The organism is Helicobacter bilis, from assembly GCF_001999985.1.
Classification (GTDB): domain Bacteria; phylum Campylobacterota; class Campylobacteria; order Campylobacterales; family Helicobacteraceae; genus Helicobacter_A; species Helicobacter_A rappini.
In genome coordinates this window covers 1,065,245-1,081,751 of the sequence record NZ_CP019645.1, presented here as the reverse complement: position 1 = coordinate 1,081,751, position 16,507 = coordinate 1,065,245, and the positions used below count along the sequence as shown (strand labels likewise).

Genomic DNA, 16,507 nt, shown 5'->3' with positions numbered 1-16,507 from the left:
ATTTTTTAGGATATTTGCAGTTGCAAATATTTAGCCAAAACTTGTAAAGGAGAAAGTATGACAGAAGAAAAAGAAGTGCATACCACTTTAAGCAATCATTTAGAAGATAGAAGTATCGCACAGGATATTAATTTTAGATTATCTGGTGAGCTTATGGGATTGGGACATAATATCTCACAAGTGCGATTTGCACCAACTGAAGATATGTGTGTAGATTCTAGACTTATTCATAGTGGCTTTATTTTCAGTGCGGCTTCACATTGTGCTTTAACTGCTTTAAATAAGAAAAATAGCCTTGTTATCGGTGCGGATATTAAGTTTCTTGCACCTATAGAGCTGGGGCATGAAATTATCTTTAAAGCAGAAGCCCTGCAAGATGATACAAAAAAATGTGAAGTAAAGGTTGAGGGCTTTTTGCTTGATATTAAAATCTTTTATGGCATGTTCTATATCGCCGTGTTTGATAAAAAAATCTTTAAGCTAAAGTTTGATTGATGGTTATCGTCTTTGTTGTTGATAGTTATAAAAATAGAAGTAATGGCACTTCTATGACAGCCTTTCGCTTTGCAAGAGAGCTTATCAAAAAAGGACATGAAGTCCGCATAGTAGCTACCAATATCACTGATGATAAAGGGGAGATGGCAAGGGGAGCAATAGGAGAAGAGGGTGAGAGACTATATGGGGTAAAAGAGCGGTATATCCCGCTTGTTACAGAAGTGTCTAAACGACAGCACATGATATTTGGAGCGGCAAATACAGCGGTATTGGAAGAAGCATTTAGCGGTGCAGATATCGTGCATTTATATATGCCTTTTCGCCTTGAGATTGTATCATTGCATCTTTGCAGAAAAATGCGTATCCCCTATATCACCGCATTTCATGTGCAACCACAGCATATAAGCTATAATATGAATATGGATTTTGAATGGTTTAATCACTATCTCTACAAGCGTTTTTATCGTGCATTTTATCGCTATTCACACCACATTCATTGCCCAAGTAAGCTTATGGAATCTGAGCTTAATCGTGTCGGTTATGGTGGTAAAAAGTATGTAATAAGCAATGGCTTTAAATTTAAGCAAACATCGGCAATAGAAGAGAAATTTAATGACTCTTATTTTCATATCGCATCTGTTGGTAGGCTATCAAAAGAAAAGCGGCAAGATATACTCATTAAAGCGATTGCAAAAAGCAAGTATAAAGATTCTATAAAATTGCACTTGCATGGATTAGGACCTAGAGAATCTTATCTTAAAGGGCTTTGTGAAAAGCTACTAAAAACTCCTTATGAGTTTGGATATATTGAAAATAGTTTATTAATGGAAAATATTGCTAAAATGGATTTATACATACACCCCGCTCAAGTTGAGAGTGAAGCGATCTCTTGTCTTGAGGCGATTTCATTTGGGATTGTGCCTGTGATAGCTGATTCTAAAATCTCTGCTACAAATCAATTTGCCCTTGATGAAAGAAGCCTATTTCAAACAAATAATATTGATGATTTGTGTGCTAAGATTGAATACTGGATTGAACATAAAGATGAACGCCTAGCTATGCGTGATAAATACAAAGAATCTGCAAAACAATATGCCCTAGATTTAAGCATAGAAAAGATTGAAAAAGTATATGAAGAAGCGATAAAAGACTTTAAAGATAGCCCTATGCTTTTTACACAGATTAATCCACTAAAGCAATCTTAGATTTTATTAAAAAACACCCTATTAATGATTGTATAGACATAAATGCTAAAATAATGGGGAAAAAGGCACAAGCTGGATTAAAATCGACACAGAGTATTGTTTGTATAAATAGCCCAACTCTCTATATGCTGCAAAAACAACGCGCAGTAAAACAAAATAAAAAGCAAAAAAGCTTAGATATTTCAAAGTGTTCTTTATTGGTATTAAAAAGTGGGAAAAAAGTTAGATTCTATTCTTTAAAGTAACTTATTAATGAAAGATAACAAGAAATATATGTGCAGAGAAAGTGGCGGAACGGACGGGGCTCGAACCCGCGACCCCCTGCGTGACAGGCAGGTATTCTAACCAACTGAACTACCGCTCCAAAATGGTGGTCGCTACAAGACTCGAACTTGTGACATCCACCTTGTAAGGGTGGCGCTCTACCAACTGAGCTAAGCGACCTAAAGAAATTATTATGTAGTGTAGAAAATATCGTAAAGCTTGGTGACCCCTAGGGGATTCGAACCCCTGTAGCCACCGTGAAAGGGTGGTATCCTAACCGTTAGATGAAGGGGCCACAGCTTAGACTAAATGGTGACCCGTGTTGGATTCGAACCAACGGCCCATTCCTTAAAAGGGAATTGCTCTACCAGCTGAGCTAACGGGTCTTTTAAAGCTAATCAAAAATAAAGACATAATCATATCTTTTTTTTTCTGTAAAGTCAATATATTTTTACATTTTTTCTTATTTTTGTATAAAATATGTAAAATACATATCGCTTTAATAATTTTGTATGACTAAAATCTACAAATCTATTTTAAAATAGACTGCCTACATAGCCTTTAAGATAGAAAGCAAATTTAGAATCTATCTTTAATTTAAGGCGTATTTGCCCTAAATCGTAAAAGAAGCTAAATATAACCTATTTAATATCCGTATAATATTTGTCAAGGTTATTTAGAATCTCATCAAGTGGCTTTTTCATTTCGCACGAAACTAGGTCGTAGTCTTTAATTTTACATTTATCGCTTACTACACAACCATCTTCTATAAGTTTAGTCCTAAAAGTGTAGAGTTTTTGCTGCCAAGATTCAAAATCTTTTTTTATTGCACTAGCTAAAGCCTCTGACTTTTTCATATACTCAAACTTCTCTACTTCTTTTAATCCATCACGCAAAGAAAATTCACGCAAATCACCATCACTTGGCACTATTTCATAAAACTTTCTCCAATTACCACTAATTATTGTACTAATATCCTTATAACAATAATGTGTTATACTCTTACCTGCATTATCATCATAATACGCCTTATACAACTCATCTCCACCCACCTCAACAGCATACGCATTTGAGATAAATGCACCAAGCACCAACGCTATTAAACCTTTTTTCATATTGCAACCTTTTGTAAAATATTTGCTTTTTACTGCCCTAAATCTTAGAATCTACATAAAATCTTATTATGCAATATCCTAAAATCTCACATAAAGCATTCAAAAGCCTATGCGTAATTTACAAAAAAAACAAAGTCAAGGCTAAAAAGCTATTTTCTGCCCCTTTGCTTTATTTCATATCATGTTATAAACCAAAACAACCCACCAAACATTCCCATATTTTCTTAAACATGCTAGAATCTCATTCTCATATCAACACAAGGCTATCAATGGAACAACAACTCATGTCGCTTGCCATACAAACCTATAAAATCACGCTATTTTTATCCCTGCCTGTCTTGCTTGTCGCGCTCATCATGGGTCTTTTGATTAGCATTTTTCAAGCTACAACGCAGATTAATGAAATGACACTTGCGTTTGTCCCAAAGATTCTAGCCGTTGTTGCTATGATTATTTTCACTATGCCGTGGATGCTAAACATGCTTATGGACTTCACTAAAATGGTGATTAATATGATACCTACTATTATCTCCTAAATATGCAAGAAATACTTATTGACTTTCAAAAATACTCAAGCCTAAAGATTGGCACAAAGCTACCTGTAAAAGTCTTTGATATAGCTGATGTGGGGGCGTATTTTAGCAATAAAGATTCTAAGATAACAAGTAAAAAAATCACATTTTTTGAAAATACAACACTGCAATTTAGCACGCCTCTCACTCACACAAAACGCACATTTTTAGAGCTAGATTCTAAACAATGGCATATCATTGGCAAGGCAAATAATCTGCTTGTATCCCCAAACGCAAAGAATCTTGCGATACTGGGTGATAGCTTTAAGTATATCGCATTGAATGAGGACTGCGTTGAAATGGGCGCGAGTGTGTCAAGTTTGCAAGCATTTTTATTCTTTAAAAAGCATGATTTAAGTGGGCTTGAATTTCTTAAGAATCTGCCCGGAAATATCGGTGCATTATGTAATATGAATGCAGGTATGAAGCAATATGAGATAGCACAGATTTTGCAAAGCTTAAATATCAATGGCGAGTGGATTGATGTGGAAAAAGCAGGGCTTTTATATAGGACAAGGGAGAGTAGTGGCGTGATATTTGCGGCAAGATTCCATAAAATACCGGGCTTTCGATATGATTTATTGCCGCTTTTTACACAAATGAGAAGCACTCATCCGCATGACCCAAGCTGTGGGAGCTGCTTTAAGAATCCACCAAATGACTATGCAGGCAGACTGCTAGAACTTGCTGGTATGAAAGGCTTTTATATCAATAATGTGGGCTTTAGCGATAAACATGCAAATTTTTTAGTAAATCTAGGTGGTGCAAGGTTTGAAGACGCGATAGAAGTTATAGAGCTAGCTAGACAAAAAGTCTATGAGATAAGTGGCATAAGGCTTGAATGCGAGGTGCAAATATGCGAGTAGAATGCGATGATAGCTTTTTTCTACTAAAGCCTTGTAAAAATTTATGGAATCACTTTAAGACAACGCATATTTTCCCATATATGCAAGAGAAAATGAGGGGGCTTAATCATGAAAGATTGTTAGATTCTAGTAATTGTCATGTTGAGCGAAGTGAAACATCTCAAAGTCTAGATTCTGTGTCAAATCTGGGTGAAGCACAAGACTTAGGGCATAACCTATGGAATCTAGATTCTATAAAAATGCACCCTAAACCCTGCACCCACCCAGATTTGGTGGAGAATCTAGATTCTAATCAAAACGCAATGGATAAACTCCCCTACACAGAGATTCTAAAAGCATGGCAGGATTTAAAGCAAGATTCTAAAAATGATTTAAACGCAGATTTAACACAAGATTCTAGCATAGAGATAAATGGCTATATAGAGTTTTTAGCTGATTTTATCATGCAAACAATACGACTAGATTCTATAAAAAAAGACTTAAAACTACAAGAAAGTATCTATAAATATATAGAATCTTTAGATAAACAAAATCTCTATATAGAATTAATCTTTGTAGATAGTGAATCTATGCAAGAGCTAAATAAGCAATACATGGCAAAAGATTATCCCACAGATGTGCTAAGCTTTCCTTTAGAGATACAGGATATAGAATCTAGCGATATGCCTCAATGCTTAGGCGGTATCATCATAAATATCTATGAAGTATGCGATAAAGCTGCGTTATATAAGCATAATCCCTATGCGGAGTTTTCATTACTTTTTATCCACGCATTTTTGCATTTATTGGGCTTTGATCATGAGAGAGACAATGGCGAACAAAGGGCAGTGGAACAAGCAATTATAGAATCTTTAGGTTTGCCAGATAGTCTCATTGTGCGGGTAGATTCTAAAAACAAGTTTAATTAGATTATATTTCTAAAATACTTTTAGTTAAAAATACTGGACTTTTATGATACAATGACGACTTATCAAAATAAAAGGGAATATATGTCCGGTCAAAAATGTCCAAAATGTGCTAAATTGACTTTCTTTATAAAAGGCGTTGAGGGAAAATGTAATGAATGCGGCTACAAAATGAGTGTCCCCCCAAATGATGGAAAAGGTGGAAAGGGTGGTAAATGCCCGTTTTGTGGCAAATATAGAGTGTTTAGTGGAATATGTAGTGAATGCGGAGCAAAATAAAATTTCATAAAAAAATAGCTTTTTTTAATTGTTGCAAAGAGATTATTAACTTTACTTTTACACCGCGATTTCACGCATGTCGCCAAATTCCATAAACGCCTTAAATACAAGTGTGATTAAGCCAATGCGATTTTGCTTTAACTCTGCATTATCAGTCATTATTAAGACATTATCAAATACAGAATCTAAATCGCTTTTGAGTGCAAATAAGCTCTCTATCTGTGCTAAATACGATTCAGAATCTAGAGTATTGTTTGTAATTTCTGTTTTCTTGCTTTTTGTATATGCCATGAGATTATTATAAAGTTTTGTCTCACTCTCTTCAAATAGGCTTGTGTTTAGCGTTATGTCCTTAGTAAGATTTGCATTATCTAAAATATTTGCTACTCGCTTGAAAGTGCCTATCACAGATTTGATATCCACGCTTTCAAAATATGATGCAAGTGCTAGAATCTTATCAAAGCTTTGTGTGATACCAAATCCCATAAGTAGCACACAACGCACAATGCTAGGATTTACGCCCGGAAAGATTCCATATATTCTCTCCATCATAAAGTCTATAAGCATATTTTGCTTTGCGTTGCTATAATCTTTACTTGCTAGATCACATATCTCTTTTATGCTTAAGTCAAAGCCAAATTGATGTGCTATTTTTAGAATCGCCGTAGCTTGTCGTCTTAGTGCAAAGGGGTCTTTTGAGCCACTTGGAATCTTATTAATATTAAAGAGTGTGAAAATGGTATCAAGCTTATTTGCCATATTTACAAGTGCGCTGATTTTGCTGCTAGGAAGTGTTGCTTGTATGCCATTTGGTAGATACTGCTCTCTTATTGCAAGGCAGACTTCAGATTCCATGCCACAATCTTTTGCAAAGTATGATCCCATAATGCCTTGTAACTCGGGGAATTCCCCTACACTTTGGGATAATAAATCGCATTTTGCATATTTCAAAGCTTGTATTACAAGGGCTTTTTCATTTTCACTGCATTCTATTTGCTTTGCGTTAAGCAAGGCTATAAGGCTATTTGCCATGTTTTGCTCTCGTGCAATCTTATCTGCAAGGCTTCCCGCCCCCTCCATAAAGCTAATAGAATCTAGACTTCCAAACTGCATTTTAGAATCTATATCTTGTGTGTAGAAAAACATAGCATCTTCAAGCCTTGCTCTTAATACCTTTTCATTCCCCTTTGTAATGAGAGAGAAATCACCGCCAAAAGAATTACTCACAACTACAAAGCCATGAAAAAGTTCTGAATCTTTATATACCGCAAAATATCTTTGATTCTCTTTCATAGAGGTTATAATCATTTCTTTTGGAATCTTTAGAAACTTCTCATCAAAGATTCCTAGCATTGCATGTGGATATTCTGTAATCGCTACTATCTCTTGCAATAAGTCTGTATCAATCTCTACTTTTATATTATGTTTATTTTCAAGCTCTTTTATCTCTTGTAGTATTAAGTCTTTACGCCTCTCTTGGTCTAGTATCACGCCATTTTGTGAGAGAAAATCAAGGTAAGATTCTATGCTTGTAGCATAATGGCTTTTTTGCTCTCCATTTGTATCTTTTGCTTGTCTGTGTGCAAAAATAAGATTGTTTCCTTGAATATTATAAGCATTGCAAGGGATATTTTTATTATCTAGCATAATGCAAATATTTCGTATTGGTCGTATAAAGCTATCCTTGCAATCACCCCAACGCATACTTTTACCAAAATGCAGTGAATGAAGCAGAGTAATCACCATAGATTCTAAAAGCTTACTTGATTCTATCCCTTTTACTTCTTTTTCATAAAATAGCACTTCCTTATTATCTTTAATCGCTGTTTTTACCATATCTTTAGTGATATTATTTTTTTGCAGAAAGCTTTGCATTGCCTTTGTGGGGTTATTATTAGAATCATAGGCAATAGCAAGTGGTGGTCCATAGGATTGTGTCTTTGTGTCAGGTTGTTTTAATGCAAAATCTCTATGGATAAAGCTTAGTCTTCGTGGTGTGTAGAAAAAGTCAAAAGGGGCGTCAAGATGATTATCTTTTAATATCTTTTTCCAATTTTCTTTGATATTACTTAGATTTTTTAAAAGTGGAATTGCGGGTAATTCTTCTGTGAAAATTTCAATAAATAATTCTGCCATTATACTCATGCCTTTTTAAATTGATTGTATAATTTTAGCAAATAAAAGTGAAAAAGGCTAAAAGGTGCAAAGAATATTTATCACTACGATTTGGTGCTATGCTATCTCTGTGCTGCTATGTCAGAATCTAGTAGCCCAAGAAAAAATCACTATAAAGATAGAAGGCACTTGCGTAGCATTGCAAGACTTTACTAAAGACCAAAAAGATGTATTAATGTATGCTTATTATTATGGTAGAGATCATGGCTTTGGCTATCTCATGGCAGCAATCGCATGGAAAGAATCGTGTGCAGGGGAGTATTTGTTGAATTTCTCTGATCCATCTGCTGGGATTTATCACGCACATATTCCTAATGTGATTAGAAAATATACAAGCTATCAAGATTCTTCATTTTTGCGTAATGTTGTAGGGCAAATGCTTATTTCTGATCCTATGTTTGCATCATCTATCGCACTAGATAATCTTAGATATTGGCATAAAGTCCATAAGGGCGACTTACACAAAATCATAAAGTCTTATAACAAAGGCTTTGCGTGGAGAAATAGAGAGAATGTAAATAGACAAGCCCAAGCCTATTATATAGATATTATGCGGAAGATAAATGAGCTTGAAGTCTTTATCCCGCAATATATTCATACTTATAAATTGCAAGCACCTTATAGAGATTTTAAGGTAAAGTTTGATGAGAAAAAAGGTAAAGAAACACAAGCTAAGTAGTTTGAAGGAAAATATATGCGATTTAGCCAAGCAAATAATTCACAACCGCAAACACCACTATCACCGCCGATAAATCACACATTAGCAAAAGATAGTATAAGCACAGATTCTACACAAAATATAGATTCTGCTTGTCATGTTGAGCGAAGCGAAACATCAAAGATTCTAGAATCTATACGACTCTCTATCTCTGGTATGCGTTGTGCGAGTTGCTCTGCAAGTATTGAAAATGAGTTAAGAAAAAAAGAGGGTATAAAAGAAGCAAATGTATATATCCTAAATAATACAGCAATAATAAAATTTGATAAAGAAACTTGCGATATAGATTCCATAATAGCATGTATAGAATCTTTAGGCTTTAAAGCAAAACTTGCCCCAAATTCTAGCTTTACTTTAGCAAATAACAAAAATCAAGCAAATACAAACTTTAGTCTAAAACCATTACATACAACTTCTAGCCCCACTTTCAATATGCTAAAAGATTCTAATCCGCTTGAGTGTGCCACTGAATCTAAAACACAAAAAATAGAGAATACAAAACCTACACAAAACAACACAATAGAATCTAATCCCCACGATACTAAAAAACATGAAGTAACTTGTATAGAATCTGAATCTAAAAGCACAGATTTTGTCTGTCATGTTGAGCGAAGTGAAACATCTAAAACAATGGATAATTTAGATTCTACAATTCATACAAATAACGATATAGAATCTAGTAAAGATATTTCGCCTTTTTCAAAGGCTCAATATGACAAGATTCTAGATTCTATAAATTTTGCACCCTTAAACCCTGCACCCACCCAAATGGATAAGATTCTAGATTCTAAAAACTCCAAAATACAAACTGCGGAAGTATCTTGCAATGATTTTGTGGGTTATCAAGGTGAGGGCGAAGGGAGTGTATATAAAATACATGACCAAGCCCTCGCCGCAGATTCCCGCAAAAGCATGCAAGAGACACCGCAGCAAAACATTCTACAAAAATTAAATCACTACATAGAACACACCCTTTTAAACGATAAAAGGCGATTAATCTTTAGTATTATCTTATCTCTAGTGATAGTGTATATAAGCATGCTACATGATATGTTTAGCCTTCCCTTGCCACAAATTTTGCATAATCCTATCTATAATGGCTTGACACAGCTTTTCATCACGCTTTGTGTTATGCACTTTGGGCGGAGTATATATTTTCATGGATTAAAAGCGTTGTTTGCCTTGCGACCTAATATGGATTCACTTGTGAGTGTGGGGAGTTTATCAGGCTTTTTATATAGCTGCTTTAGCTTAGCACAAATGCTAAAAGGCATAGAGAATCATTTATATTTTGAGAGTGTTTGCGTGATTCTAAGCTTTATTATGCTTGGCAAATTTATAGAAGAAAACGCAAAAAATAAAGCTATAAATAACGCAAAATCTCTCTTGCAAAGACAAAGTGAGATTGCCCTAAAAATCATAAATCCACACGATATAGCCGCCCTAAAGACTGAAGAAATCTCACCCTATAATCTTCAAATAGGCGATTATATACACATACTTCCACACAGCTTTATCCCCATAGATTCTATACTTTATTCAAATGAATCTCATATCGATGAGAGTATGTTAAGCGGTGAGAGTATCCCTATCAAAAAGGAAAAGGGCATGCAGCTTTTTGCAGGGACGCTAAACCTTGATACGCCTTTAATTGCTCGTGTTAGCCATACCTTAAGTGATTCTAAAATCAGCAAAATGCAAAGCTTATTAGAGCAAACCCTTGAGAGCAAGGCACAAATAGCAAAACTTGCGGATAGAATCTCACTCATTTTTGTCCCGCTTGTCATGTTTCTTGCTACTTGTAGTGGAATCTTTTGGTTTATATATGAAAACTTAGAGAGTGCTATGCTATATTTTTCTAGCACACTTCTTATCTCTTGCCCTTGTGCCTTAGGACTTGCCACGCCAATGGCAATACTCTTTGCAAACGCTAGGGCAAATCACTTTGGAATCTTTTTTAAAAACGCACAAAGCCTTGAAAGTCTAAGCAAAACAGATTATGTAGTCTTTGATAAAACAGGCACTTTAACAAAAAGGGATTTTAGTCTGCATAGCATATTCTTACAGGAAAATATAAATGAAAACGAGCTATTACGCATTGCTTCTTCTATTGAAATTTCAAGCAATCATATTATCGCTAAGGCAATTTGTGAGAGTTTTCATAATGAATCTAGTGATACACAACTCTATAAACAGCTAGATTCTAAACACTACATGAACGCAGGGATAGAATCTAAACTGCTTATAGATTCTAAAGAAAGAGTGTTTTTAATCGGGAATGCGAAACTTTTAAAGGATAGGGCAGGGCTATCTGTTGAGACAAATTCTATAAAGGGTTGTGTTTGTGTGTATATCGCTGAGGTTATGCAGGATAGGGCGATTTTACTAGGGCGTATATATCTAGCAGAAGCATTAAAACCATACGCACAAGAGATGATAGCTATGCTTAAAACAGGCGGTTTTCAATGTGAGATTCTAAGCGGGGATATGAAAGAAAATGTGAGCTATATCGCTGATATTTTAGGCATTCCTTACAAGGCAGAATGTCTGCCAGAAGATAAAATGCGATATATAGAATCTCTGCAAGAAAAAGGGCATAAAGTGATTATGATAGGCGATGGGGCAAATGACTCTATTGCGATAGCAAAGGCTGATCTTTCACTCGTTATGGCAAGTGGGAGTGAAGTAAGTATTGAGTATGGCAATATTATCTATTTTAGAGATGATTTGCTAGGCATTGTGGAAGCACTGCATTTGGGTAGAAAAACACTACATAATATCAAACAGAATCTAGGCTTTGCATTTTTATACAATATCATTTGCATACCCATTGCTATGGGAATATTTAGTCCTTTTGGAGTTATGCTAAACCCAATGCTTGCAAGCCTTGCTATGAGCCTTAGCTCTATTAGCGTTGTGGGCAATGCAAGTAGATTGTATGGGGTTTGGAGATCGTAGAATCTATTTTTAGATTAATATAGTATAATTTTATTTACTATTATTTAATTATTGTTTAAGGGAGATTCTATGTTTCATAAGTTTTATTCAATGCGTAAGCACACAAAGATACTTGATCGCTCACCTTAATGCCTTAGGTATTGGCTCTGGTGGAGAAGTCTTTGATAGCGGGGAAGAGATAGCTTTTAATATCTTGCTTAAAAATTCATATTTTAGCAATAAGATCTCATTTTGTATTTTTGATGTAGGTGCAAATGTGGGCAAATACACAACATTATGTTTGCGACATATGGGGGGGGGGGGGCAAACCTCTCAAAATAAGAATACGCTAGATTTTAAAATCCATTGTTTTGAGCCATCACGCTACACTTTTGAAAAACTCTTACAAACACATAGCAATAACGAAAAAGTAATTCTTAATAATTTTGGTTTATCAAATGCTGAAACCAAAGCAACCCTATATTCAAATGCCGATGGTTCAGGACTTGCAAGTCTTACAAAAAGACGACTCGATCATTTTAATATTGACTTTAACAAAACAGAGCAAATTCAACTTAGCACACTTGATACATATTGCAAAGCACAAAGCATCTCGCACATAGATTTATTGAAGCTTGATGTGGAGGGACACGAGCTTGATGTATTAGATGGTGCGAAAGTTATGTTTGCAAACAAAGCTATTGATATGGTTACTTTTGAGTTTGGTGGTTGCAATATTGACACACGCACATTTTTTCAGGATTTTTGGTATTTCTTTAGTAAAAATGATATGGCAATTTATAGAATCTTGCCTAATGCGACTTTATATCACATTGATAGTTACAGGGAAACCGATGAGCAGTTTATCACTACAAACTATATTGCAATTACAAAGAAATGCAAGATTGATAAAGACATGTTGGTAAGATAGCATAATAGACATTTAAGATTCTCATTACTGAAATATCAATAAACTATCTTAGCATATAATAGAATCTTTCCTTGCTTAACATTATTACTTAAGCAAAGCAATTGCATAAAAGATTCCTAAAAACTATCTATATTCTTCTTTTTTCATAGAATCTATTTCTTGCTCTTTTTGAAACTCTTCTTTATACCACACAGGGATTTGCTGCATACCAGAGCGATATAACATTTTTGTTTTATTTTTTACCTTGCTGATATTCCACATGCTTATATCTTGATTAAAGGACTTTGCATTATGAAACATATCACGCATGGTTAGCACCTTTTGCGTGTCCCATCTATCTAGCGGTTGATTAAAACTACTTGCCCCAGCAAACATACTTCCCATACCCTCTACATTGCTGACATTCCATGAGTTTAGCGGCTGATTAAATGCCTTTGCATTGAAAAACACGCCAAACATAAAACGCACTTTAGACACATTCCACTTATCTAGTGGCTGATTAAAACTACTTGCTTCATAAAACATGCCACTCATACTGACTACACTACTGACATTCCAGTCATTAATATTGTGATTAAAAAACTTCGCATGAGAGAACATATAGCTCATATCCACCACATTAGACACATTCCAAGATTCTATACCGCTAAAATCCTTGCGAGTCGTATTCTCAAAAAGTCTGCTCATATCTGTAATATTACTTGTATCAATCGCACTTAAAGGAATGCTTGGGTCTTTCAATAAACGAATAAGATATTCTTTTGTCTTTGGGGCATATATCTCTTGTGCCACTGCCAAATGACCACACATAAAACATAACAGATAAGCACACATTATAACCATAATATTTTTTCTCATATCACACCTTTAAATAATCTAAAACTACATTATAGCAGAAGCTAATAAAATCTAATCACATGAATATGGCGATTTGTTAAGATGAGATTTTAAGTTTTAAAACTACCTATGGAATACTTCTTGCATGTGTTATTATGAAAATCTTTAACAATTGTGATTTTGGAGTTTCTTTTATGGCGTAGCGTGGATTTCTATGACGATAGCGTTTGTTTCTGGTGATAAATTTATTAATTTTTTGCTAGAATCTTGCTTTCGGTAGAATCTTGCAATAATGAAGAACAATAGGAAATTTAATTTGATGAATACACCCTTTTTAGGCAAGGCAAGGAAGTCGAATGATTGAAAATCAGGCAAAACAGCTAGAAACCATGATGAGAAACAAAGCGAATACAAAATATGTCGCTATTACTTCAGGTAAGGGTGGCGTAGGCAAATCCACTCTTAGCGCAAACCTTGCCTATAAACTCAATAAGCTAGGCTTTAAAGTCGGCGTGTTTGACGCAGATATTGGACTAGCAAATCTTGATCTTATCTTTGGCATTAAAACTGATAAAAACATTCTTCACGCGATGAAGGGCGAGGTAAGTATCGATGAGGTCGTGTATGAAATAGAGCCAAATCTCTATCTCATACCCGGCGATAGCGGCGAAGAGATTCTAAAATATGCGGGGAATAATCTCAACATTGTGGAGAATTTCATACATGAGAGTAATATCCTTGATACGCTTGACTTTTTGCTAATTGACACGGGGGCGGGTATCGGTCCGCTCAATCAATCTACACTGCAAGCATGCGAGCATATTATCGTGGTTACCATGCCAGATCCTTCAGCCATTACAGATGCGTATGCGACTATCAAGCTAAACGCACATACAAAGAAGCAGATCTTTATGGTGATAAACATGTGTAAAAGTCAAAAGGAAGCCCTTGCGGTGTTTGATCGCATGGAGAGCATTACAAAAAAGCATATACCACATCTCACGCTAAAGTTTCTAGGTGGGCTTGAGCTAAACGCTGCGGTGAACAAGGCTACAAGAAATCGTGCGTTAATTACAAAAGTAGAGCCATTTAATAGCGTATCGGTAGGCATAGGTGATATTGCAGCACTTTTAGCGCATGAGATTACAGACATGGAGCATAATATGCTTTTAGAATCTAAGGGCTTTAAGAGTTTCTTTAAGCGTATGCTTGGGTATTTATAGGCTTAAAGAAAATAATTGATGAATATAGGATTCTACCGAGCAGGATTAATCGGTGATAACATAGTAGTGCTACATGCTATATATGCCCTGCGACATTTATATAGAGATTCTAAAATCATCGTTTATACTAATTCTTGCGGGGGGGGGGGGGTAACTTTATACGCACAATTTGAATTTATAGATTCCATAATCAATATAGAATCTATGGATAACGAAAGTCTCATTAAAGATATCAATGCGAATAATTTTGATATATTCGTTCTCACACAGCCAAATAGAGCTAAATGCAAACTTCTAGCACAGACGACATGCAAACGCATAATTACTTTTATGACTTTTGCGAATGCCCTGCATTTCCGCTTTGAGAGCGTGTTTATTCCAAAGCATTTAAACCACACTCCACAATATCAACGCATGTTGCAACTTGTTAGAAAAATTAACCCCAAGCATTATGATAAAAATATAGCTACGATAGACTACTCTTATATTAGATTCAAAAGTAGCGACAAAAATAAGGCAAAGGTTAAAGAATTTATAGAATCTAGACACATACAACAAAAAATCGTGGTAGTTAATCCATTTGTGCGTAGCACATTTTGCAATCTCACCTTGTGCGGATATGAAAAACTTCTATATAAACTATCAGGGCTATATCCAAACCTGCATTTTGTTATACCAACATATAAAGGCAATGAAGCGGGCAATACAGAATTATTAAAACTTCAATCTTTACATAATGTATCTATATTTTATAATGATGATGATTTAATAAACCTTGTGGCTTTACTGGAGCAAAGCATAGCCCTTATTAGCCCTAGCACAGCAATTAGTCATCTTGCAAATAATCTTAATACACCTTTAATATGGCTATGCAGCAAGAGAGATAGCTATCTTTGGTCTGGTGATAATATGGATTCTAAATATTTTGTGATTTTGTATAAAACAACGCAAAATATGAATGAAACTGATGAGATTGTAGCCATCAATGAAATTATAGAAAAGTTACAAGATATAGTGAGTCGAAAATAGCCTTGTAAAGTTTTGGTGAATATTGTATTCCCAACCAATGTTTCACTCAAATTTAATACAACAACTAACTTTTTAATAATATCAAAGCGTAGAAAAGCATTAGAAGTTACACAATAGCCTTATATTGCTAAATTTGCTCGATAAAGACAAGCAAATTGCTTACAAGCAGATATGACAAAAAACATAGAATCTAAACACAATAAATCTTGTTTTAGATTCAAATAGCCATTGTTGATAGCCAAGTTTACAACACAATAAACTATTATGCCACTTATCTTAGAGTATTTGTCGCTTTCACATTCGATACCCTTTGTGCTATTGCAAACTAGCTATCTTTGCTTTCTTTTTTACTTGCTTTAGAATCATTTACAGAAGAAGCTCCTATTGGCTGTCCTTTTGCAATTATACATTGTCTGCCAAAAATAATAATATTCCAAGAGCTTGAACGAATATCCACATTTACAAGCGCGTCGTTTGGTTGTCCTTTCTTCGTCGCCATATCTAACGCCTTGCCAACAGCATTACTTACCCTATTATTCCTATTGCCAAATGGGATTCCAAAAACTCTAGTAATACAATCCTTGCCCTCAACGGTTGTGCCTTTTTGTAAATTTGATGGCATATTCATATTACCTGTCGTTGCAACTGAAAACTTTGCGATATTCTGTGAACAACCGGAAATAAAAAACGCACCACCTAAAAATGTGCCTACAATCAAAGATTTTGATAATCTCATGTTTATCCTTTCATAAAAAATAGAAAGCCGATTTTACAAAAAAAACGAGTCAAGTGCATTTTAAGAAGTGATTAAATGTTGAATTAAAATAGAAAAATAGAAAGATATTTTGTTGTTGTAAATATAGAATTGCGAATTATGGCGAATAACATTTATGTTTTTGTAAACTAATTGTTGTGCGGGTATGAAGCATAAGATTATAAAATTTGTTGGGGTTCAA

15 protein-coding genes and 4 tRNA genes are annotated in these 16,507 nt (G+C 34.8%); 11 read left to right on the top strand and 8 right to left on the bottom strand.

The features are described from left to right. Positions 1-57 precede the first annotated feature (57 nt). Together XJ32_RS05125 and XJ32_RS05120 are read left to right on the top strand one after the other, a co-directional pair. Positions 58-495, top strand: a complete 438-nt coding sequence (locus XJ32_RS05125; RefSeq protein WP_005216553.1) for a hypothetical protein — start codon at positions 58-60, stop codon at positions 493-495. Continuing rightward, complete coding sequence (locus tag XJ32_RS05120) at positions 495-1,700, top strand: glycosyltransferase (protein ID WP_077388567.1); 1,206 nt, start codon at positions 495-497, stop codon at positions 1,698-1,700. Before XJ32_RS05125 ends, XJ32_RS05120 begins: the two co-directional genes overlap by 1 nt. A gap of 287 nt (positions 1,701-1,987) precedes the next feature. Here the strand turns inward: XJ32_RS05120 and XJ32_RS05110 are convergent. From XJ32_RS05110 to XJ32_RS05090, 5 genes are all read right to left on the bottom strand, one after another. Continuing rightward, positions 1,988-2,064: transfer RNA gene (locus XJ32_RS05110), tRNA-Asp, on the bottom strand. A gap of 4 nt (positions 2,065-2,068) precedes the next feature. Next, positions 2,069-2,144 (bottom strand) — tRNA-Val (locus XJ32_RS05105). A 40-nt stretch (positions 2,145-2,184) separates the two neighbouring features. Next, positions 2,185-2,259 (bottom strand) — tRNA-Glu (locus XJ32_RS05100). A gap of 15 nt (positions 2,260-2,274) precedes the next feature. Then, positions 2,275-2,350: transfer RNA gene (locus tag XJ32_RS05095), tRNA-Lys, on the bottom strand. 255 nt (positions 2,351-2,605) lie between these two features. Continuing rightward, complete coding sequence (locus XJ32_RS05090; protein ID WP_077388565.1) at positions 2,606-3,079, bottom strand: hypothetical protein; 474 nt, start codon at positions 3,077-3,079, stop codon at positions 2,606-2,608. A 269-nt stretch (positions 3,080-3,348) separates the two neighbouring features. Between XJ32_RS05090 and fliQ the strand changes: the two genes are divergently transcribed. The 4 genes from fliQ (at position 3,349) to XJ32_RS05070 (ending at position 5,701) form a co-directional block, all read left to right on the top strand. Further along, on the top strand, positions 3,349-3,615 hold the full coding sequence (fliQ, locus tag XJ32_RS05085) for a flagellar biosynthesis protein FliQ (RefSeq protein WP_004086408.1): 267 nt from the start codon (positions 3,349-3,351) through the stop codon (positions 3,613-3,615). A 2-nt stretch (positions 3,616-3,617) separates the two neighbouring features. Beyond that, on the top strand, positions 3,618-4,517 hold the full coding sequence (locus XJ32_RS05080) for a UDP-N-acetylmuramate dehydrogenase (protein ID WP_077388564.1): 900 nt from the start codon (positions 3,618-3,620) through the stop codon (positions 4,515-4,517). A gap of 443 nt (positions 4,518-4,960) precedes the next feature. Beyond that, on the top strand, positions 4,961-5,425 hold the full coding sequence (gene ybeY / locus XJ32_RS13405) for an rRNA maturation RNase YbeY (protein ID WP_437339618.1): 465 nt from the start codon (positions 4,961-4,963) through the stop codon (positions 5,423-5,425). A gap of 81 nt (positions 5,426-5,506) precedes the next feature. Further along, the gene (locus XJ32_RS05070) at positions 5,507-5,701 is read left to right on the top strand and encodes a hypothetical protein (RefSeq protein ID WP_077388563.1); all 195 of its coding nucleotides are present in this window, start codon (positions 5,507-5,509) and stop codon (positions 5,699-5,701) included. Positions 5,702-5,758: 57 nt separating this feature from the next. On the opposite strand, the gene glyS is transcribed toward XJ32_RS05070, so the two are convergent. Continuing rightward, entirely contained in the window at positions 5,759-7,837 is a 2,079-nt protein-coding gene (gene glyS / locus XJ32_RS05065) for a glycine--tRNA ligase subunit beta (protein WP_077388562.1), read from the bottom strand. 64 nt (positions 7,838-7,901) lie between these two features. Between glyS and XJ32_RS05060 the strand changes: the two genes are divergently transcribed. The 3 genes from XJ32_RS05060 to XJ32_RS05050 all read left to right on the top strand — a co-directional run bounded on the left by XJ32_RS05060 (position 7,902) and on the right by XJ32_RS05050 (position 12,462). After that, positions 7,902-8,555 carry a hypothetical protein gene (locus tag XJ32_RS05060; protein ID WP_077388561.1) on the top strand — a complete coding sequence of 218 codons (654 nt, stop codon included), beginning with the start codon at positions 7,902-7,904 and terminating at the stop codon, positions 8,553-8,555. Positions 8,556-8,570: 15 nt separating this feature from the next. Then, positions 8,571-11,552: a heavy metal translocating P-type ATPase gene (locus tag XJ32_RS05055; protein WP_077388560.1), complete on the top strand. Its 2,982-nt coding sequence runs from the start codon at positions 8,571-8,573 to the stop codon at positions 11,550-11,552. Positions 11,553-11,664: 112 nt separating this feature from the next. Then, the gene (locus XJ32_RS05050; protein WP_077388559.1) at positions 11,665-12,462 is read left to right on the top strand and encodes an FkbM family methyltransferase; all 798 of its coding nucleotides are present in this window, start codon (positions 11,665-11,667) and stop codon (positions 12,460-12,462) included. Positions 12,463-12,585: 123 nt separating this feature from the next. Here XJ32_RS05050 and XJ32_RS05045 read toward each other — a convergent pair whose 3' ends face one another. Then, on the bottom strand, positions 12,586-13,320 hold the full coding sequence (locus XJ32_RS05045) for a BspA family leucine-rich repeat surface protein (protein WP_077388558.1): 735 nt from the start codon (positions 13,318-13,320) through the stop codon (positions 12,586-12,588). Positions 13,321-13,655: 335 nt separating this feature from the next. On the opposite strand from XJ32_RS05045, the gene XJ32_RS05040 reads away from it, so the two are divergent. Both XJ32_RS05040 and XJ32_RS05035 read left to right on the top strand, forming a co-directional pair. Beyond that, positions 13,656-14,522: a P-loop NTPase gene (locus XJ32_RS05040; RefSeq protein ID WP_005216607.1), complete on the top strand. Its 867-nt coding sequence runs from the start codon at positions 13,656-13,658 to the stop codon at positions 14,520-14,522. Between the two features lie 18 nt (positions 14,523-14,540). Beyond that, entirely contained in the window at positions 14,541-15,551 is a 1,011-nt protein-coding gene (locus XJ32_RS05035) for a glycosyltransferase family 9 protein (protein WP_254422519.1), read from the top strand. A 325-nt stretch (positions 15,552-15,876) separates the two neighbouring features. On the opposite strand, the gene XJ32_RS05030 is transcribed toward XJ32_RS05035, so the two are convergent. Further along, positions 15,877-16,287, bottom strand: coding sequence for a hypothetical protein (locus XJ32_RS05030; protein ID WP_077388557.1), 411 nt, complete (start codon positions 16,285-16,287; stop codon positions 15,877-15,879). Positions 16,288-16,507: the final 220 nt, after the last annotated feature.